This window comes from Stenotrophomonas sp. PS02298, from assembly GCF_029959445.1.
Classification (GTDB): Bacteria; Pseudomonadota; Gammaproteobacteria; order Xanthomonadales; family Xanthomonadaceae; genus Stenotrophomonas.
Window position 1 is genome coordinate 1 of record NZ_JASCOR010000052.1, and the last position, 19,934, is coordinate 19,934.

General features: G+C 60.8%; 20 protein-coding genes, 1 pseudogene and 1 riboswitch. Of the genes and pseudogenes, 6 read left to right on the plus strand and 15 right to left on the minus strand.

Features of this window, described 5'->3' with window-relative positions; genetic code table 11:
* Positions 1–178 precede the first annotated feature (178 nt).
* From QMX78_RS09760 to QMX78_RS09770, 3 genes are all read left to right on the plus strand, one after another.
* Entirely contained in the window at positions 179–532 is a 354-nt protein-coding gene (locus QMX78_RS09760; protein WP_282268897.1) for a phasin family protein, read from the plus strand.
* Positions 533–704: 172 nt separating this feature from the next.
* Complete coding sequence (locus tag QMX78_RS09765) at positions 705–1,187, plus strand: GAF domain-containing protein (protein WP_282268899.1); 483 nt, start codon at positions 705–707, stop codon at positions 1,185–1,187.
* Complete coding sequence (locus QMX78_RS09770; RefSeq protein ID WP_282268901.1) at positions 1,184–1,543, plus strand: TfoX/Sxy family protein; 360 nt, start codon at positions 1,184–1,186, stop codon at positions 1,541–1,543. Before QMX78_RS09765 ends, QMX78_RS09770 begins: the two co-directional genes overlap by 4 nt.
* Before the next feature lie 156 nt (positions 1,544–1,699).
* Here QMX78_RS09770 and cobS read toward each other — a convergent pair whose 3' ends face one another.
* The 3 genes from cobS to cobT are packed head-to-tail and all read right to left on the minus strand — an operon-like array spanning position 1,700 to position 4,103.
* Positions 1,700–2,452: an adenosylcobinamide-GDP ribazoletransferase gene (gene cobS / locus QMX78_RS09775; protein WP_282268902.1), complete on the minus strand. Its 753-nt coding sequence runs from the start codon at positions 2,450–2,452 to the stop codon at positions 1,700–1,702.
* Positions 2,449–3,036 carry a histidine phosphatase family protein gene (locus QMX78_RS09780; RefSeq protein WP_282268904.1) on the minus strand — a complete coding sequence of 196 codons (588 nt, stop codon included), beginning with the start codon at positions 3,034–3,036 and terminating at the stop codon, positions 2,449–2,451. The genes cobS and QMX78_RS09780 overlap by 4 nt, the downstream gene beginning before the upstream one ends.
* Positions 3,033–4,103 (minus strand): nicotinate-nucleotide--dimethylbenzimidazole phosphoribosyltransferase, encoded by a 1,071-nt coding sequence (gene cobT / locus QMX78_RS09785; RefSeq protein WP_282268906.1) that lies wholly within the window; start codon positions 4,101–4,103, stop codon positions 3,033–3,035. The genes QMX78_RS09780 and cobT overlap by 4 nt, the downstream gene beginning before the upstream one ends.
* A 284-nt stretch (positions 4,104–4,387) precedes the next feature.
* Positions 4,388–4,625, plus strand: a riboswitch (cobalamin riboswitch).
* A 114-nt stretch (positions 4,626–4,739) separates the two neighbouring features.
* Between cobT and btuB the strand changes: the two genes are divergently transcribed.
* Entirely contained in the window at positions 4,740–6,611 is a 1,872-nt protein-coding gene (btuB, locus tag QMX78_RS09790) for a TonB-dependent vitamin B12 receptor (RefSeq protein ID WP_282268908.1), read from the plus strand.
* 2,009 nt (positions 6,612–8,620) lie between these two features.
* Here the strand turns inward: btuB and QMX78_RS09795 are convergent.
* The 6 genes from QMX78_RS09795 to QMX78_RS09820 all read right to left on the minus strand — a co-directional run bounded on the left by QMX78_RS09795 (position 8,621) and on the right by QMX78_RS09820 (position 12,649).
* Positions 8,621–9,670, minus strand: a complete 1,050-nt coding sequence (locus QMX78_RS09795; RefSeq protein WP_282268910.1) for an inovirus-type Gp2 protein — start codon at positions 9,668–9,670, stop codon at positions 8,621–8,623.
* 342 nt (positions 9,671–10,012) lie between these two features.
* Positions 10,013–10,345: an AlpA family phage regulatory protein gene (locus QMX78_RS09800; protein WP_282268912.1), complete on the minus strand. Its 333-nt coding sequence runs from the start codon at positions 10,343–10,345 to the stop codon at positions 10,013–10,015.
* A gap of 311 nt (positions 10,346–10,656) precedes the next feature.
* Entirely contained in the window at positions 10,657–11,292 is a 636-nt protein-coding gene (locus tag QMX78_RS09805) for a hypothetical protein (RefSeq protein ID WP_282268914.1), read from the minus strand.
* A 155-nt stretch (positions 11,293–11,447) separates the two neighbouring features.
* On the minus strand, positions 11,448–11,702 hold the full coding sequence (locus QMX78_RS09810; RefSeq protein WP_282268916.1) for a hypothetical protein: 255 nt from the start codon (positions 11,700–11,702) through the stop codon (positions 11,448–11,450).
* 2 nt (positions 11,703–11,704) lie between these two features.
* Complete coding sequence (locus QMX78_RS09815) at positions 11,705–11,920, minus strand: hypothetical protein (protein ID WP_282268918.1); 216 nt, start codon at positions 11,918–11,920, stop codon at positions 11,705–11,707.
* A 21-nt stretch (positions 11,921–11,941) separates the two neighbouring features.
* A complete protein-coding gene (locus tag QMX78_RS09820; RefSeq protein WP_282268920.1) occupies positions 11,942–12,649 on the minus strand; it encodes a J domain-containing protein in 708 nt (235 codons plus the stop codon).
* 174 nt (positions 12,650–12,823) lie between these two features.
* Here QMX78_RS09820 and QMX78_RS09825 point away from each other — a divergent pair, with 174 nt between their 5' ends.
* Positions 12,824–13,171 carry a helix-turn-helix transcriptional regulator gene (locus QMX78_RS09825; protein WP_082746590.1) on the plus strand — a complete coding sequence of 116 codons (348 nt, stop codon included), beginning with the start codon at positions 12,824–12,826 and terminating at the stop codon, positions 13,169–13,171.
* 248 nt (positions 13,172–13,419) lie between these two features.
* Here QMX78_RS09825 and QMX78_RS09830 read toward each other — a convergent pair whose 3' ends face one another.
* Together QMX78_RS09830 and QMX78_RS09835 are read right to left on the minus strand one after the other, a co-directional pair.
* The gene (locus QMX78_RS09830; RefSeq protein ID WP_282268927.1) at positions 13,420–13,914 is read right to left on the minus strand and encodes a JAB domain-containing protein; all 495 of its coding nucleotides are present in this window, start codon (positions 13,912–13,914) and stop codon (positions 13,420–13,422) included.
* The gene (locus tag QMX78_RS09835) at positions 13,911–14,867 is read right to left on the minus strand and encodes a DUF932 domain-containing protein (RefSeq protein ID WP_282268929.1); all 957 of its coding nucleotides are present in this window, start codon (positions 14,865–14,867) and stop codon (positions 13,911–13,913) included. The genes QMX78_RS09830 and QMX78_RS09835 overlap by 4 nt, the downstream gene beginning before the upstream one ends.
* A gap of 403 nt (positions 14,868–15,270) precedes the next feature.
* Here QMX78_RS09835 and QMX78_RS21595 point away from each other — a divergent pair.
* Positions 15,271–15,361 (plus strand): annotated as a pseudogene (locus tag QMX78_RS21595) (helix-turn-helix transcriptional regulator); the annotation flags it as partial.
* Positions 15,362–15,427: 66 nt separating this feature from the next.
* On the opposite strand, the gene QMX78_RS09845 reads toward QMX78_RS21595, so the two are convergent.
* The 4 genes from QMX78_RS09845 to QMX78_RS09860 all read right to left on the minus strand — a co-directional run bounded on the left by QMX78_RS09845 (position 15,428) and on the right by QMX78_RS09860 (position 19,824).
* The gene (locus QMX78_RS09845) at positions 15,428–16,198 is read right to left on the minus strand and encodes a heme ABC transporter ATP-binding protein (protein ID WP_282268931.1); all 771 of its coding nucleotides are present in this window, start codon (positions 16,196–16,198) and stop codon (positions 15,428–15,430) included.
* Positions 16,195–17,232, minus strand: a complete 1,038-nt coding sequence (locus QMX78_RS09850) for an iron ABC transporter permease (RefSeq protein WP_282268933.1) — start codon at positions 17,230–17,232, stop codon at positions 16,195–16,197. Before QMX78_RS09850 ends, QMX78_RS09845 begins: the two co-directional genes overlap by 4 nt.
* Complete coding sequence (locus QMX78_RS09855) at positions 17,232–18,284, minus strand: ABC transporter substrate-binding protein (protein ID WP_282268935.1); 1,053 nt, start codon at positions 18,282–18,284, stop codon at positions 17,232–17,234. Before QMX78_RS09855 ends, QMX78_RS09850 begins: the two co-directional genes overlap by 1 nt.
* A 139-nt stretch (positions 18,285–18,423) precedes the next feature.
* On the minus strand, positions 18,424–19,824 hold the full coding sequence (locus QMX78_RS09860; protein ID WP_282268936.1) for an ATP-binding protein: 1,401 nt from the start codon (positions 19,822–19,824) through the stop codon (positions 18,424–18,426).
* Between the last annotated feature and the right edge of the window lie 110 nt (positions 19,825–19,934).

Sequence of the window (19,934 nt, forward strand, 5' to 3'; positions counted from 1 at the left end):
AAGGGAGGGGGCGGAAACGTAGTGCCGAGCCTTGCTCGGCAGGGGCTTTTCCGGGAACGCTCCAGCCGAGCATGGCTCGGCTCTACAGAGGTTAGTTCTGAACAGTTCAGAATTTTATGTTGCACCGCGCCAATTCCGCGTTATGCTGCAACGCAACAAGACCCGTCGGATCACCTTGATGTCCGCTCAGTTCAACGATTTCAGCAGCTACACCCAGCAGCTCGCCGCTGCTGCCAACCGTGCCAACCGGCTCGCCTTGGAAAATGCTGAAAGCGTGTTTGGCGTGCAGCTGCGCGCGTTCGAGCGCAACACCACGGCCGCGGCTGGCTTCTTCGGCGAACTGGCCCAGGCCGGCGCGCAGGCGGATCTGCAGGCGCTGCTGCCCAAGGGAATGCAGCTGGCACGCGAGAACATGGAACGACTGGCCAATGCCAACCAGGAAGTGGTCGGGCTCAGCCTGAAGACCGGCGAGGCATTGGGCGCATTGGTTCGCCAGCCTTTCGCTGCCAAACCCGAGCGCAAGACGCGCTGATACCCAGACAACAGAATTTGCGCGGTCCCTCCCCCGCGCAATCCCAGACCCGGTAGCTCCCTCCCGCTGCCGGGTCTTTTTTTGCCTGCGATCCAGCATTCCATTGCCGATGGCTGCGCTCGGCGGCAGCGGCTGGCAAAATCGACGACCACGCAGCGGCTAGACTCTCCTGATGTTCAACACCGACACCCTCACCGGCAGCAAGCCGGAACAATACGCCCAGCTATTGGCCCAGGCCCGCGCCCTGGTCCATGGCGAAGCAGACCGCATTGCCAACGCTGCCAATCTGTCGGCACTGGTCTACCACGCGCTGCCGCAGCTCAACTGGGTGGGTTTCTACTTCTACGACGGCAAGGAACTGGTGGTTGGCCCGTTCCAGGGCTTGCCGGCCTGCGTGCGCATTCCGCTGTCCAAGGGCGTGTGTGGCGCCGCTGCCAGCAGCCGCCAGACCCAGCGCATCGAGGATGTGGATGCGTTCCCCGGCCACATCGCCTGCGACTCGGCCTCGCGCTCGGAACTGGTCGTGCCCCTGGTCCACAACGGCACGTTGATTGGCGTATTCGACATCGACAGCCCGGTGCTCGCGCGTTTCGACGCCGACGACCAGCTGGGGTTGGAAGCCATCGCCCAGGTGTTTGTCGAGGCGCTGCAGTGAGCGCCCCCAAGCTGCGCAACATCGGCCCCAAGAGTGCAGCCTGGCTGCGTCAGGTCGGTTTGCGCAGCGAGCAGGACCTGAGCGCGATCGGCCCGGTCGCAGCGTTCATGAAGGTGCGCCGCGCCGGCTTCAAGCCCAGCCTCAACCTGCTGTATTCGCTTGAAGGCGCCTTGATCGGCTGCCATTGGCAGGAAATACCCGAGGCGCGTCGCCAGCAGCTGGTCGCCGAGTACGAAGTCGCCGCTGGCGCGCTGCCCACTACGCGTGCGGGACAGCAGGCCGGGCCTGTGCATGAAACGCATATGCAGGCCGAAGCCGACGAAGAAGAGACCACCGAGATCCGCTTCGAGGATTGAAGCGGAGCATCCGTTTTTGTGGGAACCGCGAACGGCTTTTGTAGGAGCGGCGTAAGCCGCGAAGCTGGCTATCTGTCAGATCGCACAGCAATGGGCGCAGGTGGTTCGAGTTACATGGCTCCGGATGCAGCTGTGGCTTCGCGGCTTACGCCGCTCCTACAACACTCCCGCAAATCCAGTGGCTAGCGGTGCGAGGATCACCAGCGCCAGCATCAGCATGGTCTCCACAACCTCGACGCTGGCACCCAGGCCATCGCCGGAGATGCCACCAAGCTTGCGCTTCCACCACAGCGCTACCAGCGGTACCAGCAGCAATGCCATCAACAGCGGCCATGCAAACACCACGCTGATCCCGGCAAGCAACACTGCCCACAACCACATCGCCGACGGTCGCAGCTGCCAGGAGAAGCGCTCGCCCATACCATCAGCGTGCAGCGACGGTATGCGCTGGCTCCACCACAAGGTGCCCCAGCGCGCCCACGCCGGCACCAGCACGATGCCGAACCACAACGGGCCCACCGCGAGCTCGGTCAACAACACGAACTTGAGCAGCAGCTGCATGATCAGCGTGACCACGCCGAACACGCCCATACGCGGATCCTTGAGCACTTCCAGGAAGCGCTGCGGATTGCGATGGGCGGCACCGAAGGCATCGGCAACGTCGCCCAGGCCATCCAGATGCAGCGCGCCTGTCACCCATACCCACATCAACAAGGTCAGCGCACCTGCCAGCCATGGCCGATCCGACAGGCCATACAGCGGCAGCGCCAGCAGGACGCCGATAATGGCGCCAACCAAGGGGTAGTACACCGCCGACCTGCTCAGGTCCTCCTGGCGGAAGTCGCGCACCTGCGGTGTCGGCAGCCGGGTCAGGAATTGAATGGCAAGGATCAGGCGGCGTCCAATCATGGTTGTCGCAACTCCAGCAGTTCACCCCACAACTGGCCGTCTTCGCCACGCTCCACGCGCAGGCGCACACGGGTGCCGTAATCGATGCGCATCGCCCACAGCGAGGACAGGCTCATCCCACAGACGCGCGACACCACCAGCCGCAACACGCCGGCATGGCTGACCACCAGCACCGGCTGGCCGTCGCCATCGTCTTCGTCCACCAAGCGATGCAACTGCGCTTCCACACGCGCCTGGAACTGCTGCCAGGACTCGCCGTTGGGCGGCACCACATCGTGCGGTTCGCTGTAGAAGCCAGCAAGCTGATCGGCAGGAACTTCGTCAAAATGCAGCCCGTCCCAATCGCCGAAGTCGAGCTCGGCCCAGTCCGGATGGATCTCGCAGAACTGGTTGCTGCCAGCCACCAATGCATGCGCGGTATCCAGCGCGCGCCGACGCGGTGAAGTGATCACCCGGCTCCAGCCAATGCCGGCATGGCAGCGGTACAGCGTGTCCATCGCGCCTTCGATCAAAGGCGGATCGGTACGTCCGTCCAGGTGGCCGGCACGCCCGGTGGAGGCGTGCCGCATCAGATCAAGAATCATCGGCCGCCACCGCGGTCGGCAACAGCTGCCTCGGCGAACGTCGCCATGCTGTTGTGCAGGGCACAGGCCATGCGTACCAGCGGCAACGCGAGCGCGGCACCGGAGCCTTCGCCAAGGCGCAGGTCCAGTGACAGCAGTGGCTGCGCCTGCAATGCCTCCAACAGGCGGATGTGACCACGCTCGGCCGACTGGTGCGAGAACAGCAGCCACGGCCGCAGGCTGGGATTGATGCGGACTGCCGCCAACGCTGCCGCAGAGACGATGAAGCCATCCACCAGCACCGGGATGCGCCGTTGCGCAGCGGCGATCATCGCCGCAGTTATCGCAGCGATCTCCAATCCACCTACACGTTGCAATGCTTCGTACGCGGGCGACTCGGCCGTGTTGATCGCGTCACCATGCAGGCTCAGCGCGCGTGCGATCAGATTCTTCTTCTGAACCATGCGCACCGCGTCAAGGCCAGTACCGGCGCCAACCAACTCGTCCAATGGCAACGGGCCAAGTACGGCAGCGATGGCACTCGCAGCGGTGGTGTTGCCGATGCCCATCTCGCCGAACACCAACAAATCCGCACCATCGGCGCAGGCAGCCTCCACCGCGCGGCGACCCGCATCGAAGGCAGAGTCCAGATCGACTGCCGACATCGCCGGGCCTGCGCTGAAGTCAGCAGTACCATGCAGGGTCTTGGCACTGACCACGCCGGCAATCGCTGTGGTGGCGCGGCTGCCCACATCCCATACGTGCAGTGGCAGGCCCAGTTCGCGCGCCAGCACCGCAATGGCAGCACCGCCGCCGGCGAAGTTGTGCAGCATCTGCACCGTCACTTCGGCCGGGTAAGCCGACACGCCCTGCGCGGTCACGCCGTGGTCGCCTGCGAACACCACCACCGGCACACGCTGCGCCACCGGCTGATCCACGCCTTGCAGCGCAGCCAGTTCAACGGCCAATGTCTCCAAACGACCCAGGGCGCCTTCCGGCTTGGTCAGCTGGCGCTGGCGCAGCAGGGCGCGCTGCCGGTATTCCTGCGAAGGCTGGCCGCAGGCCTGCCCGTACCATGTTTCTGTCACGACACTTCCGATACTGCGTTTGCAGCGCGCATTCTAGCCACTCGGCAACAGTGCTGCGCAGGGCTTGTTTCGCCAGCCCCCAATCAAATCGAACTCATGCAACACGTAGCCCGGGTAAGCGCAGCGCAGCCGGGGAACGAGATTGCAGCACCGCTGCAGGCCTGCGGCGCCCTGCACTTCCCGGGTGCGCATGCGCTTACCCGGGCTACCTTGAACCCCGGTTACAGAGTCCGCGCCATGCCGGCCGTTGCCGCCCATTCCGGCAACGCTGGCGGCAATGGCATAGAATGCGCGCACTTTCGGGTGACCGACCAGCATTGCCGGTCGGTTGAAACGGGAAGCCGGTGCCGCGCACTGCTGGAACTCCAGCATGTCGCCATTCCGGCACTGCCCCCGCAACGGTAAGCAGGACAAGTCCAGACATGGCGCCACTGTGCACGGCACGGGAAGGCGTCTGGACGGAAGCGGCCCACGCCGCCTCGCCTGCGAGTCCGGAGACCGGCCCGGAAGCCGACTGGTTGCGATGCGGAGGGCATGGCGGCGGCTGTAGCGCCGTGTGCGCCGCCTCCGTCTTCTCCCTCTTCTGGCAGCCTCCCCAATCCGCCTGCGCGGGAGCGTGCAGGCCCAGGAGCTTCCATGAAACTGTCTTACCACACCCTTTCGCTCGCCCTTGCCCTGGCATTGCCGGGCGTTGCTGCCGCGCAGAACGCACCAACCGAACTGGACGACGTCACCGTCACCGCCACCCGTACCCCGATCTCCATCGAGAACAGCGTGGTGCCGGTGCAGGTCATCGACCGTGCGCAGATCGACCACAGCCAGGCCAACTCGCTGCAGGACCTGCTGCGCGGCCGCGCGGGCCTGGACTTCGCCAACCAGGGCGGCAACGGCAAGATCACCTCGCTGTTCCTGCGCGGCAGCAACTCCAACCAGGTGCTGGTGCTTGTGGACGGCGTGCGCGTGGCCTCGGCCACCAGCGGCATGGCCGCCCTGCAGGACCTGCCGGTTGACCAGATCGAGCGCATTGAAATCGTGCGGGGCCCGCGTTCGAGCCTGTACGGCTCCGAGGCCATCGGCGGCGTGATCCAGATCTTCACCCGCAACGCTGGCCAGGGCCTGCAGCAGAACCTGGCGATCACCGCCGGCAGCAACAACCTGCGCCAGGTCAGCGCCGGCTTCAGCAACCGCGGTGAGCGCGGCTGGATCTCGGCCCAGGGCGGCTACCAGAAGACCGACGGCATCAACGCCTGCCGCGGCACCGCCGCTGGCTGGGGCGCTGGCTGCTTCGCCGATGAGCCGGACCGCGATGGCTACCGCAACACCTCCATCAACGTGCGCGGTGGCTATGCCCTGACCGACACGCTGAGCCTGGAAGGCCATGTGCTCAACGCCGACAGCTTCAACGAATACGACGGCAGCATCTTCGGCGGCAACGAAGCCGACAACCGCCAGCAGGTCTACGGTGCCAAGCTCGCCTGGGCTGCATCCGAGCGCTTCCGCCTGAGCGCACAGGTTGGCCGCAACCGCGACCAGGCCGACAACTACTTTGCGGATGCCAGCACTGGCACCCGCAGCTTCGCCAGCGCCTTCGATACCCGCCGCGACACCGCCAGTGTGCAGGGCGACTTCAGCTTCGCCGAAGGCCAGCAGATCACCGCTGGCGCTGATTGGCAGAACGACAAGGTCACCAGCTCCACCGCCTTCGACATCGACCAGCGCGACAACCTTGGCGTGTTTGCCGAGTACCAGGGCCAGTTCGGCGCGCACTCGCTGCAGGCCAGCGTGCGCAACGACGACAACGAGCAGTTCGGCAACCACACCACCGGCAGCCTGGGCTACGGCTTTGCCTTCGGCAATGGCTTCCGCCTGACCGCCAGCGCCGGCACCGGCTTCAAGGCACCGACCTTCAACGACCTGTACTACCCGGGCTTCAGCAACCCGAACCTGAAGCCGGAAGAATCCAAGAGCCTGAACCTCGGCATCGCGCAGTACGCCGACAACTGGAACTGGACCTTCAACGCCTACGAAACCCGCGTCGACCAGCTGATCGGCTATGACAGCAACTTCGACCTGGTCAACGTCGCCGAGGCCCGCATCCGCGGCGCCGAGCTGACCGGCTACCTGTCGCTGGCCGGCTTCGACATCAACGCCCAGGCCAGCTTCACCGACCCGCGCGACCACACCTCCGGCGCTGCCACCTACGACAATCTGCTGGCCCGCCGCGCGCGTACCAGCGGTCGTCTGGACGTGGACAAGAGCTTCGGCCCGCTGCGTCTGGGCGTGACCGCTGCAGGCAGCGGCCACCGCTTCGACAACGCCGCCAACAGCGTGCGTCTGGCCGGCTACGGCACTATGGATGTGCGCGTTGAATACGCCATCAACGACGCATGGAGCCTGCAGGCCAAGGCCGCCAATGTGTTCGACCGCGAGTACGAAACCGTTGCCTGGTACAACCAGCCGGGCCGCGAGTACCAGCTAACCCTGCGTTACAACAGCAAGGCAAACTAAGCCACAACGCCATGGAAGGCGTAAACGGAAACAAGAGGGTCGACAGCTGCATGTCGACCCTCGTTTTGACTTGGCACTCAATCGGGCTTCGGGCGCTCGGAGACATACTCCAAAAAACGGAAGCAGCGAGACTCAGAAACCGGCGACCGTGACTGCAGCAGCAGTACCTCTACGCACCGATGTCTGCTTGGTATGAGCGTGTGCGGACTACTGTGTAGTGGAGTTCCCAGGGTTTAGTGGACAACTGACCGAGGGTGGCGATGCGCCGCCTCGAACTCGTCAGGACTGCCCCGCCCAGATGGCTGTGGCGGCGTCTAGGGGTTGTAAATCCCATCGATGGAGTCGGATATGTCCGAGGTCGCCAAGTCACGATTCGCGTAGATGCGTTTTTTATCCGTTCCTTTTTCAAACTGCCGAAGAAGGACTCAGCGACCGCGTTGTCTCAGCAGTTGGCACGTCTGCTCATGCTTGGCTCAAGGTAGTTGTCTGTGCAGAAACGCCGCCATGAATCACTTCCGTACTGCGAGCCTTGATCTGAGTGGACCAGGGTTTTGCGAGGACGTCAGCTGCGCACGACTTTCATCACGGCATCCAGAACAAGTTCTCAGTGAACCGTTGGTCTGACAGCCCAACCAACAAACCTGCCTGAGAAAATAGCAAAACAACCGCAAGGTACAGCCAACTCTGCCACGCGCGGATGTAAGTGATATCCGTCAACCCTTACTCGTTTGGGCGCGATACGCTGAACTGACGCTGGAGCAAATTAGGGATCAAGACATATGGCTTTGAAGCGGGGATGTGCCATATGAGATAGCCATACAGCGCGCGTAATCCGTTCACACGTATCAAGCGAAGCAACCGCGCATCTTCTTGAGCTCGATCGGAAATCGGATGTTCACGCTATGCGTAGTAACCGGCTCGAGCAACCCCAAGCAGACGACACATCATCTGGATACTGAACTCGTCCCGATGCGCATCGATGAATTTGTAGGCTTGCCGGGCCTTGCTGGTGATCCGACGTCCCCCCGAGCGTTGATTCAACGGTCAAAGCCGCCCCTGGCAAAGCTTGACGCGACAACGACAACGCCGACCCAGCCACTGCCGATCAGCTGTCCATTAGAATTCCGAACTCCAACTCTTGTCATCATCGCTTTGCGGCTTGCGACAAAAAAATCCTACCAGTAACACCCCTTCAATTGCCATTTGGCCCATAGCAACTACCGGCAGCAACAAAATGCACGAACACGGAACGTTCCGAACCACTGAAAAGACACCCACGCTTGATGCATGCCTAACACATGCAAAGGAGCAGATTCAGATAATCTATAAAGTACGCGTACCGTTACTTAACAAGGACGTAACTTTCGAAAGTGAGTGGGAAGCTATCTACGCTGGATAATCGATGACCCCGATACAGCCACCCGACTGGACGACGACTTCGAGTTCTTAAAAACCAAGGGCTATCTGCCTGAAGTTTACGTATTGATACGAGCAGCGATCGCGCTCTGGTTCGAAGCCATCCGAGCATATGAACTACCTGACCACGAGCGAGCTTGGGCTGCTCTGACCAGATGCAATTACTATCTGGGTATGTCTAGCGGGCATGAAACGAAGAAAGAGCGATCGGCTAGAGGTGGACGACACGCAGCCGCCAAGACCGCACGCCTGAAAGAACGGATCATCGAAGAACTAAATAAAATGGAAGACAATTCGCATCAGACGAAGCAGGACGTTTGGCACGTCCTGCTCCCAATAATGACTGAACCCGCACCCGAAGAACAAATAGACGATAGGGAATGGGTTAGACGACTAGGCCTATCCTCCGAAGAATCATATCAAGAATCCTTCGATCGACCAGCGCAACTTGGAAAAAGCAAAGCAGGAAAAAGTACGAACCCTACGCAGCTGCTGAGACGCTGGACCAACCAGGACGCAACTATAAAATCCGAATTCATCAGGATTGTGGCGAGACCGTTAAACACGCGAAGAATGCGCACCTGAAACTGCACCTAAAAGCCGTCGCATGGGCCCGCCTTACGCTTTCGCCCCACTTTGTTCGCTCGCCGCTCAGGCAGTTGACCTTTCCCAAATATACGACCGACCCCCTTTTCGTTAAGCCTTACATAATAGTCGACCTTTGCCAAATACATAGCAGACCGCAACAGAGAGGCTCGCCTCTCGATATTATCGTGCGCGATCATTCCTACCCCCACTCCATATATCCGCTCGTAGTAGGTTTTCTTCGCATTGCAGTTCCAGTATCCCCCATCACCACCGGTTACAAAATCACGCCACAGATCGCCAAGCACATTTCCAACGACAACATCCTTACAAACCTTATGCCCGTCAAAAAAAGCCATGAAATGAATATGGTAGGACTTACTCTGCCCGTATTCCAGCTTCCAAATATAACCAACCAGCGCAGGAAATTCCGACTTCGCGGAACGTAGAAAGCTAGTCAGATCTTCCTTTACGCGACTGGGATTTAGAGGACCTACGCTATCCCGATGAGCACGACTGTAAGAAAGATCCAACCTGACCACACACAACCTCGCATAAAGCCCGTAGAGCCCATCGATATATTCCGTGAGTGAAAGAGCGTTCTTTCTGGCACCGCGCTCATGGTTAGAAAGTGCCTTCGTAAAATCAGAACCCTTTACCAACTTACGTATTCTCAAGAACCATTCATTTATACCGATGGAATTCCAACTTCTTTCGGTAATTACCATGGTTTGAAAGCCAGTCCTCTCCTCTACCCAAATCTCGAAATAGGGGCTCAGCTTGTGCCCTGCATAAAAATCTCGAATTCCTTGACAATCAATGTTCGTGCAAGACCGTATCGCCCTGACAGCGGAATTAACACTTTTATGACAGGTTTCCGGGCGAGTCACATCCGTATTCGCGCTCCACCTTGCGTTGGCAATCGCACGCATTGCGCGATCGATTTTTGAAATATCTCGGGGATATTCAAACGACGGTCCTATATATATCGCGCCGTCATTTACATCTAGCGCCCTATCACGCCACCGGGCAACAAAGTCGTCATCAGAGTCAAACATCACTAAATCAAGGTCCCCTTAGCTGATCCACCACATAACCCAACCCAAACATCATTCAATCACCATAATTTCCCAAACCACACAAAGCACTAAAACTCTCTTTTGGCCAGAAGAAGCAAGCCGCATTGCAGCCGTACAATAGTCAGAAATAAACACAACCATCCAAAGTCAAACAGAAAAGAGATCAGATCAAAGATCAAATCAATATATCAAATCAAATCAAGATATATATTCCGGATCTCACCCAGCCAAGAATGACAACAACACTCATTAAAAATGACCCATACCACCTTTTAACCAACACTTAGCCTTTCTTTAGCGCCGTGAAGTTAGTGCTTACAACTAACGAGAAATGCTATTGCGTTCGTCCACGCGAGCCTTAATCCAGGCATCAACTTCTTCTTCCAGCCATGCCACCGTCCCTTTCCCAGTCCTGACCGGCTGAGGGAAATCAGGATCAAAGCGCTTCCCTCCAGACTTGATGGCCGCATAGATGGTGGACCTGCGAAAACCGGTCCGATACTCCAGTTCTTGTCGTCGAATGAGCCGGGGTGCGACTACCGATTCCATTTTTTTTGTCCTGCGAGAAGAGAGCCCATACGCTACGACGAAGCTCAGCTGCAGGTCACGTACTTCAAGTGCATGAAGTACGATAAGGCCCGGCAGCAGGTACAAGTTAGTTCCGCGCGCCCCTCAAGTTGGTTCCCTGAGATAGGTTTGGATGGCCAGTTCGCTTGATCTGCTGCAGTGAGCGCAGCCACGCCGGCGGCGCCAAAAAAAAACGCCCGCGTTGGCGGGCGTTCTACAAAGGGAACCCAAGGTGCTGCTGAAGGTGCATGATCGATGCCGCCGACAGATCTGTCTCCTTCTGCTCTTGCATGACAGGCACCTGAAGAAGGATTGGCTGGCTACCCACATCTATCCGGCATCTTTCATACCTTATGCATGTTTGCGTGGAAATTCACAGCAAGCATGATGTTACGCAGTCAAAGTGACTCTATTGTGCCATCATCTTCCGGATAGATCTCCAGCCACTTCCCATCTTTGAGCAGGTAGTCCACTTCGTACTCAGCCGTCGGGCAACACATGGCATCGCCTTCCCCCTGCCCTAGCTTCTTCATTTTCACCATTCCATCGCCGTAGGATATGCCCTGCACCTCCTCTCCGTAGCCCGACACCGGCGTGGAATAGATGAACTTCAACTTTCCGCTCTCACTAAGGAATGCAGCCAGATGAGTGGAATAGGCATTGCTTCCGCCTCCTCCCTCCAGTACGAAGAGCACAGCGCGGTCCTCGACACCATCACCGTTCAGATCACCCTTCACGATCTTACGCGCACCAATATTCTCTTCATCGTGCCCGTTCATCGCTGCCTGCGGAGCAAGTGCCTCATTGATTACAACCTCATTCTCTGCCTCTGACGCCACGGGAGCTTCTACGGGAGCGGTCGCAGAGACAGGTGTACAACTCACCGCCTGAACCTGTTCCGCTGTCAGCCCTGCGGGTACCTTGCACCCCGCCAGGTTGATATCACCTTCGCGCGAAAGCGTCTCTGCTTTGGTGCAAGCCGACAGTGCTACGGCTGAGAATACTGCAGCGGCAAGCAATCCTTTGATCTTCATTGATAGTCCTTCGGAACCCCTAAGGGCATTGGTTGATTTAGCGTTGAATGCGCCGGGGCATCTACACGCATCGTTGAATTGACTCTGAAAGTTCATTAGCTCAGCGGGTTATTGTCGGGACTAGGGACCACCCTGCGCTTGACCCGCAGCTAGGCTCACCGGCACTGACCAGCAGCTACTTGTACTTGCTCGGCAAAGCCCATTGGTGGATAGCCACGCTTGTCTATGGCGACCAATCCCTTTTCGCCGTAATGCTCTTGTAGCTTGTCTATAGCGCAGGAACACTGGGCTTTCGGGGCACCACTGCTCATGCAGCTATCAATGAACTCGCCCCGGACTTTGTCTAGATCGCTCTTGCAGCCACCGAGTGACACCAGAAGCATTGCTAGCAGAGAGATTCTGATCAGCATGCTTACCGCCTCCTTACGAGCGCCAGTACGGCGATGATCACGAGGCCCCAGATCACGCCACTGATCAGCTTGCCGATCGACGGGAACATCACTGCTGGCCACACCAGGGCTTGGCCCAGGTTGTAGAAGAAACCCTTGTACGCATAGCGCCCCCAGATATCGAAGCAGATCGCTGTGATGAGTACGGTCACGCCGTACACGCCTATCAAGTACCTCATGTGTTTCCTCGTTGGTTGGAGTTAGTGCGTTTGTTTCAGATGCTCACTGACCGCCTCGAAAAGCAGTCGCAGGTCATCTGGGTTGGGGATGCTCAAGCTGATGAACGGCTCGCCCTGGATCCGTACGTGGGCGCCGTGGGCGGTGATCTGGGTTAGGCATCCCAGCAGGCGGGTATCCACCGCTTCGAACTTGGCCTTGGCCCGGATCTGGGCCTCGGTGATCAGCACGCCTTCCCTGGCACCGCCGAATACCGTGTCGTCGATGAGCACGACAACGTCTTGGGTCCGCAGTCCTTCCCCATAGCTGTCCAGAGCCCCTAAGAGCTTCTTCCTGGGGATGTGGGGAGCCACGAACACACGCTCGAAGGGCTCGTTACTAAACTCGAGCCCTTCCAGTGCCTCTCGAAGTGAGCTAAGCGGCGGAGGCTCTGGGACCCTGGCTCGCTCCGTCCGGGGACTTGGATCAGCGGGCCCGGCCGACGCTTGGGTACGGTCGAAGCGCTCGCGTTGGTCCGGGTCCTTGAGGACCGCATACGCCTTGTTGACGGCCTGCATCTTGGCCGTTGCCCATGCCACGGACGACGCGTCACCTGCAACGTACCGATCAGGGTGGTACTGGCTCCGCCTGCCCTTGTAGGCAAGCTCTATTTCCAAGAGCGATGCCTCGGGGCGTACCCCGAGGACTTCGTAGTAGTGCTCTTGTGACATGTAGTAGTCCTCTTGTGACATTTGGATATCTGTCAATCCTTAGGCGCACGCGCCTCTTGAAAGGTCTGATTGGTTGTTACGGGATCAGTTGGACAAGACCACTGTTACCACTGTTACCACTATTTGCCATAATGGCAAATGTGATGCAATGATGAAACAGGCAGACTTGGACACCGCTTGCTTCGTGCCGTTTCCATGCCTGCTCCGTCCATTCCAAAATCCGTCTTTGGTCGTCGCCTACGCGCGGCCCGACTGGAAGCTGGGTTGAGTCAAGCTGACTTGGGGGCCGTCTTGGGCTTGGAAGATTCCAATAGCGCCGCACCACGTATCTCGCGCTACGAGTTGGGGTTACGAGATCCTGATCCCGAAACCGCTGAAGCATTGGCCAAGGCGCTCGGCGTTCCTGTTGCTTACTTCCACGCCACATCTGACGTCTTGGCAGAAGTCATCCTTCTGGTCGCGCGTCTTCCAGCATCAAGACAACAAGCCGTTCTGAACTTGATCAAGGGCTACGCAGAAGGCAAGTCCCCTCCTGCGGGCTAGGGGAAGAGTGGGAGATCCTGTTCTTCGTGACCTTGAGCCTCCACCAGGTACCTCCCAGCTCGCAATCTAAGCCGGCTGGCCGCCTCTCTAGCCCGAGCCTTCATGCGCCAGTTTCCATCGGCAGCTGAGCGCTCAACCTCCCGAGCCTGTCGGTCCAGATCAGCTGCTTTGGCACGAGCCAGCGCTGCCCTGGTCATTGACCAGGACGTCTCCGTTTCCTTCATGCTGTTCTCCTAGGTATCCGGACCTTAGATCTGGCCGAGCTGAGCCATCGAGGTTCCTTGGCTTGCCGACACCACAAGGTGGTCGACGACCCTCACCTCCACCATCGCCAGTACTTCCTTCAATCGCCTGGTGATGGCTCGATCCGCTTCTGACGGCTCGCAATGCCCGCTCGGGTGGTTGTGAGCCAGCAGGACCGCTGCCGCGTTCAGGGCCAAGGCACGTTGAACGACAATCCGCGGATGGATCTCAGCACCATCTATGGAACCTGAGAACAATCGCTCTACGGCGATCAGGCGGTTACGGGCATCGAGGAACGCCACCTCGAAGTGCTCGCGGATCTCATGCCCTAGACGCAGGCGGAAGAACCTGCCTGCAACATCAGGATCTCCCAATAGGAGGCCACTGACCATTGCTCTGCTCTCTAGGATTTCCAATGCTTGGGAGAGGACAGAGCTGTCACGTTCGTTCAAACCGCCAGGTAGCTCTTCCAGGCGTTGCTTCTGCAACGAGATGTTCATACGGCTTCTCCTAGCAGTTCCTTCCAAGCCTTCTGCTTCAGCAATGCCCCTTGGCCGAACCAGGCTGCATCCAAGCGGTTCTCCGTACTCTGCGCCCGGCGATGGTGGTCCACGAACTCGGTGATGCTGTTGAGCAAGCCAAACGCCGTGCCTTTGCTGGTTTTCAAGCTAGCCCCCCTCCCCTGCCCTTCATACAGCGCCCGCACCTTGGCTACGGCCTGCTCGTTCACGATTACTTTTCCATTCTGAGCCGGTGGATACGTGAGCAAATTCCGCAGCACCCCATCAACCGAATCAAGGTCCACTGGTGTCTCACAGAGGATGCGCATCCGCTCCACGAAGCCGTGCCAACCCTCAACAGCAATACCTAACTGACTTTTGACCCTGTCAGCATCGAAGGCACTGCGGTGCGGAACCTTGATGGCTCCGGTTCGATCCCCAACAGCGATCTGCAGCGTGTTGTTGCAAACCACACGGACTGAGGTGAACTTGGCGGTGGTAGCCAAGGTTCCATCACAGGCCGTAGCCAGCAGAAGGTAGCCATTGACCTGATCCTGGCCCTTCAGGGCCACACCCTGCCCAGTACGGGCCAATGCCCAGAACTTCCGCCCTCCACGAAGCACGCCTGCCGTCTCCAGCTCAAAGCCGCTGTACCGCGTCAGGTCGCGGTAGAACTCCAGGATCTCCCGCGGCTGGACGACTTGATAGCGCGTGGACACCACAGCCAACGGTCGCTTGGTGTCAGAGCGATAAAGCACCTTCTGCCCGGGGAACGCCCGAACGGGATACTGATCTTCGGCCTCGGCGGCGAATCGCACTTCAGCCTCCTCCAAGGACCAGTTCATGCCAGCGCGTTCGCGCCATACTTCAACGGACTGGCCAGGAGCCAACTGGCTTCCGATGCCATGCCAAGGAACTTGGCCGGCATAAGCCATGGTTTCAACGTGATGCATCTCGATCTCCTTTCATGGACGGCATAACGCACAAGGCCCGGACAATGCCGGGCCTTGCGGGTCTATCTGGATAGTTGGTTTAGTCGTAGGAATCGCGACCGAACTGGTCGGGGCGGGTGAACGAACAACGGGCTACAGCCGACAGAATCGCGGCTGCGACGATGAAGACGCAATAAATGAATTCAGACTTATCTTTCATACTTGGCACTCAATGCAATTGCGCTAGTTTTTTTGGCCAGCGCGAAGCAAGAGGATCCTGCTTCATTGAAGTACTAAGGGTCTGAGAATTTTTTAAATGGACCTCGCCACCCCAGCAGTTTCAGACCAAGTTCCGCATCGATGCGGCTACCCACATGCTGTTCACCGACACCAGCATCGCCAGTGTTGGCTAGGCCTGCGGATTCTACGATCAGAGTGCATTTGCGCGACAGTTCAGGCACGCCGCGGGAATGACTCCGCGCGACTATCGGGCGCTGGCGGCAACGCCGAAGTAGTCATCCTGCCAATGCGCGAAGCGATGTGTGCGAACAGCATGACTTCGCCCACGCGCCGCCGGATACTCAATCGTCGCAGGCAACCACCAGCGGTACGCTGCGGGTTGGGTGCTCAATCACCTGCACTGGCTGGCCGTAGACCTTTCCGATGGTGCCGCGGGTCAACACCTCACGCGGCGAGCCATCAGCAGCAATGCGTCCATCGCACAGCATCACGATGCGGTCGGCATAGGTCGATGCCAGGTTGAGGTCGTGCAATACCACCACCACGCAGCGGCCTTGCGCTGCGAGCTCGCGGGCGCTGCGCAGAGTGCGCTCCTGATGGCGAAGATCGAGCGCGGCGGTGGGTTCATCCAGCAGCAGCACCGGCGTCTGTTGCGCCAAGGCACGGGCAAGCGAGGTGCGTGCGGCTTCGCCACCGGACAGCGTCTGCACATCGCGCCCAGCCAAGGCAGCGACATCGACTTCTGCCAACGCAGCCTCGACGATCTCCGCATCCTGTCGTGGTTGTGGCGGATGCGGCAAACGCCCCATCGCCACCACCTCGCGCACGCTGAAGGCAAAGTGCACGGCATGATCCTGCGCCATCACTGCCCGCTGCAAGGCAAGCTCGCGCACCGGCCAATCGGCCAGTGCGCGGCCATGCAGCATTGCCTTCCCGGCATCCGGCTCGGCATCACCGGCAAGCACGGCCAACAAGGTCGACTTGCCTGCGCCATTGGGGCCAACCAATGCGGTCAGCGTGCCGGCCTGCAACGCCAGATCAACACCCGCCAACACCTGGCGACTGCCACGCAGCACGCTGACCCCGCGTAATTCCAGCAATGGCGTGCTCATGCGCTTCCCCCGCGCTTGCGCAGCACCAGCCACAGGAAGAACGGCGCGCCCAGCGCCGCGGAGAACAGGCCGAGCGGGATTTCCGACGGTGGATCAAGCGTGCGCGCAGCGGTATCGGCCACCACGATCAACAGTGCGCCGATCACACCCGACAAAGGCAGCAACCAGCGATGCCCGGGGCCAACCAGCATCCGCACCAGATGCGGCACCACCAGGCCGACGAAACTGACGCTGCCGGCAAACGCCACCGCTGCCCCGACCAGCAGCGCACTGAACGCCACCAGCAACAAGCGCGTGCGCGCGACATCCAGGCCGATGTGGCGTGCCTGGCGCTCACCGAGCGCGAGCATGTCCAAGGGCGTGGCCAGCCGCAGCAGGGCCAACAGGCCGATCACGAATACCGGCGTGACCGCGGCCACGTCGCTCCAACTGGCCTGCGCCAACGAGCCCATCTGCCAGAACACCAGCGACTGCAGCTCGCTCTCGCTGGCGATGTAGGTCAGGAAGCCGACCGCCGCCGAGCAGCCCGCACCAATCGCGATACCGACCAGCAGCAGGGTCGCGGTGCCTTCACCGCGCCCCGGCCGCGCCAACAGATAGATCAAGGTCGTCGCGCCAGCACCACCCGCGAATGCCGCCAGTGGAATCAACCACACAGCGAATGCACCCGCGCCAAGCACGATGGCCGCCACCGCACCCAGCGCCGCGCCCTGGCTGACACCGACGATGCCGGGATCCGCAAGCGGGTTGCCAAACAGGCCTTGCAGCGCGACGCCGGTCATTGCCAGCGACGCACCAACCAACGCGCCCAACAGCGCGCGTGGAATGCGCAGCTGCCAGACCACGCCCATGTCGCGGGCACTGATCGACTGCGGATCCGCCAAGCCAAACTGCGCCGCCATCGCCCGCAGCACGTCGGCTGCAGGCAGCTTCAGCGGACCGGTGCCGAACGACAACAGCACCGCGCCCAGCAGCACTGCCAGCAGCAGACATAGCAGCAGCGCGCCGTTCGGCCGCCGGACCTGCGCCGACATCATCCGCGCGCCAATTCCGCCAGGGCCTGCGCCAAGGCCAGCGCACCGGCGCCGGAACCCACGCTGGTGGATTTGAGTTCGACATCAGGCATCACCCAGACACGGTTGGCCGCGCCAGCGGGCGTGTGCTTCAGGGTCGGATAGGCCTTCCACAGGCCGGCTTCACCGCCGAACAGGCGCAGATCGTTGTCGGTTACCAGGATCACGTCTGGCGCTGCCGCGACAACGCCTTCATTGCTGAGCTGGGAGTAGTTGGCCACACCGGCTTCTTCACCGATGTTGATGCCACCAGCGATGGTGATCAGCTGGTTGGCGGCGCTGTCGGCGCCGGCCACGGTCGGCAGGCCACCGGCACCGCTGGCCGACAACGCGATCACCCGTGGGCGCTTCGCGTTGTCCTTGGCGATGGCTGCGGCCTGATCGAGCTGTGCCTGCACCTTGCCAGCCAACTCCTCGCCCTGTGCAGACAGACCAAGCGCAGCAGCCACCTTGCGCACCTTGTCCGCCGGCGGCTGCAGGTCGTCGATCACCACCGCGGCATGACCGGTCGCGCGCAGACGCTCGGCCAGCACCGCGTGGCGGCGCAGGCTGTTGCCGAGGAACAGGGTTCCGTCCAGGCTCAGCACGCCTTCCACGCCGGTGGTGCGGTTGAACAGGAAATGCTTGGGGGCAGCCCGGCCTGCGGCCGTTGCCGAGCGCTCCGGCGCGGCATAGACCTTGTCGGCCAGACCCAGCGATTCAATCACCGCGATCACATCATCGCCACCAGCGACGATGCGACTGATGTCGCTCACTTCAACGTCCACGCCATCGTCCGAGCGCAGCTTGGCCGGCAGCTGCGGTGCTGCTGCAGCGACTTGCGGCACATCCTGCCCGGCCACACGCTTCCAGCCGGCCGGCAACACGCTCGCATCAGTAGCATCGGTAGCAGACGCTGCAATTGCGGGGGCTTCGGCTGCAGCCTGCGGCGGTGCGGGGCTGCGATCACAGCCGGCAACAAGTGCGGCCAGCAGCAGGCCCAGGCCAGTCGGAACAAGGGTGTTGGCTTTCATCAATACGTCCTCGGTTACCAGATTGGCCGGTGCATTGGGGCTGCGTACCGACCAGCTTTTGATGGCAGTGCGGGAGATGCCGTTGCCGGCATCTCCCGCGCGTTGACCGCCTTGCCGCGCCCAGGGCGCGGCAGATCACTCAGCGCTGCACAGGCAGCAAGCGGGTGATGCGATCGCCCTTGGCGTCATCGGCGCCCTTGGACTTGTTGATCGCGAACATCACCGCATCCGGGCCCTTGCTGACGTGGTTCGGGTAAGTGCCGCCGTCGAGGTTGGCAACGATGTTGCCGTCTTCATCGACCACCGTGACGGTGCCGGCAGCGCGGTTGCTGACATAGGCCAGGCGCGTGCTCGGGCTGTAGGACACGTTCAAGGAGCCGGCGCCAACGTAGACGTCGTGCTCGACCTTGGCCGTGGCCGGGTCAACGATCAGCAGGTTGTCGCTGCCCTGCGACACCACCAGCAGGCGCTTGGCGACCGGGTTCCATGCAACGCCGATCGCGTCACGCGCGCCGGGCAGCGGGAACACCTTCTCCACCTTGCCGCTGGCGCCGTCGATGATCGCCGCCTCGGCGGCGGCCAGGCTGACGGTGTAGACCTTGCCGGTAGCCGTATCGATGTCCAGGCTGCCCGGGGTGAAGGCCTCGCCACGTTTGCCGGAGGCAATGGTGATGTTGTCCAGCTGCTGCAGCGTGCGGGTGTCGAACACGCTGATGTAGTCGGCGCCCGTGGCCGAGACATAGGCACGGTTGCGCTGTGCATCGACCACCACGTCACGCGCATGCGACACCGCGCCGACCGGGTACTGCTTGACCAGTGACAGGTCGGACTGACGGTAGACCGCCACCGTGTCCTGGCGGGTGTTGGTCACCCACACATTGCCATTGGCGTCATCCACGCCCACGCCGTACACAGCAAACAGGTTGCCGTCATTGCCCGGTGCCGCCTGCGGCGATACGCGGGCGATGATCTGCAGCGATTCCGGATCCACCTTGAGCAGCTCAGACTGCTTCACCGGCGGGCGGCCGACCGCGCTGGTCACGAACGCGGCCTTGCTGGCCGGGCTGTAGGCGACCTGGTACAAGCCCTGCACCAGACGGTTGCTGGCGGCCTGGATGCGCTCCTGGCCGGAAAGCGGCACTTCGCGCGAGACCTTCAGTGAAAACACCGCTGCAGCATCCGGCGCAGCCGCTCGCACCACGATGGGCTGCGGGCCGGCAACGGCATCGGCTGGAATCGCCAGCGTGCCGCTGAACTTGCCTTCGCCATTGGCGACATAAGGCTGCGCGTTGAGCACAGTCTCACCGCGCAGCAAGGTCACCTTCTGGCCCGGAGTGAAGCCATTGCCCTCGATACCGGTCTCGCTGCCCGGCAACACCACCGGGGTGGTGGCACGCACGCTGCCATTGAAGGCGGTGTCCGGCTGCGCGAACACCTGCGCACCAGCAGCGCCGGCGGCCAGCAACAGGGCCAGGCCGAGCAGGTGCGGACGCGCTGCGCGGGCGGTGGTGGAAGCAGTAGTGGAACGAACGTTTGCCATCGGGCATTACCTCTTGGGTGCTGCGCGACGTCGCGCGCATCGTAGGTTTCTGCCTGGGCGGTGACGCTGCCTGGGTAATGGAATGCCGGGCCTGGCGGCCCGGACTGGGA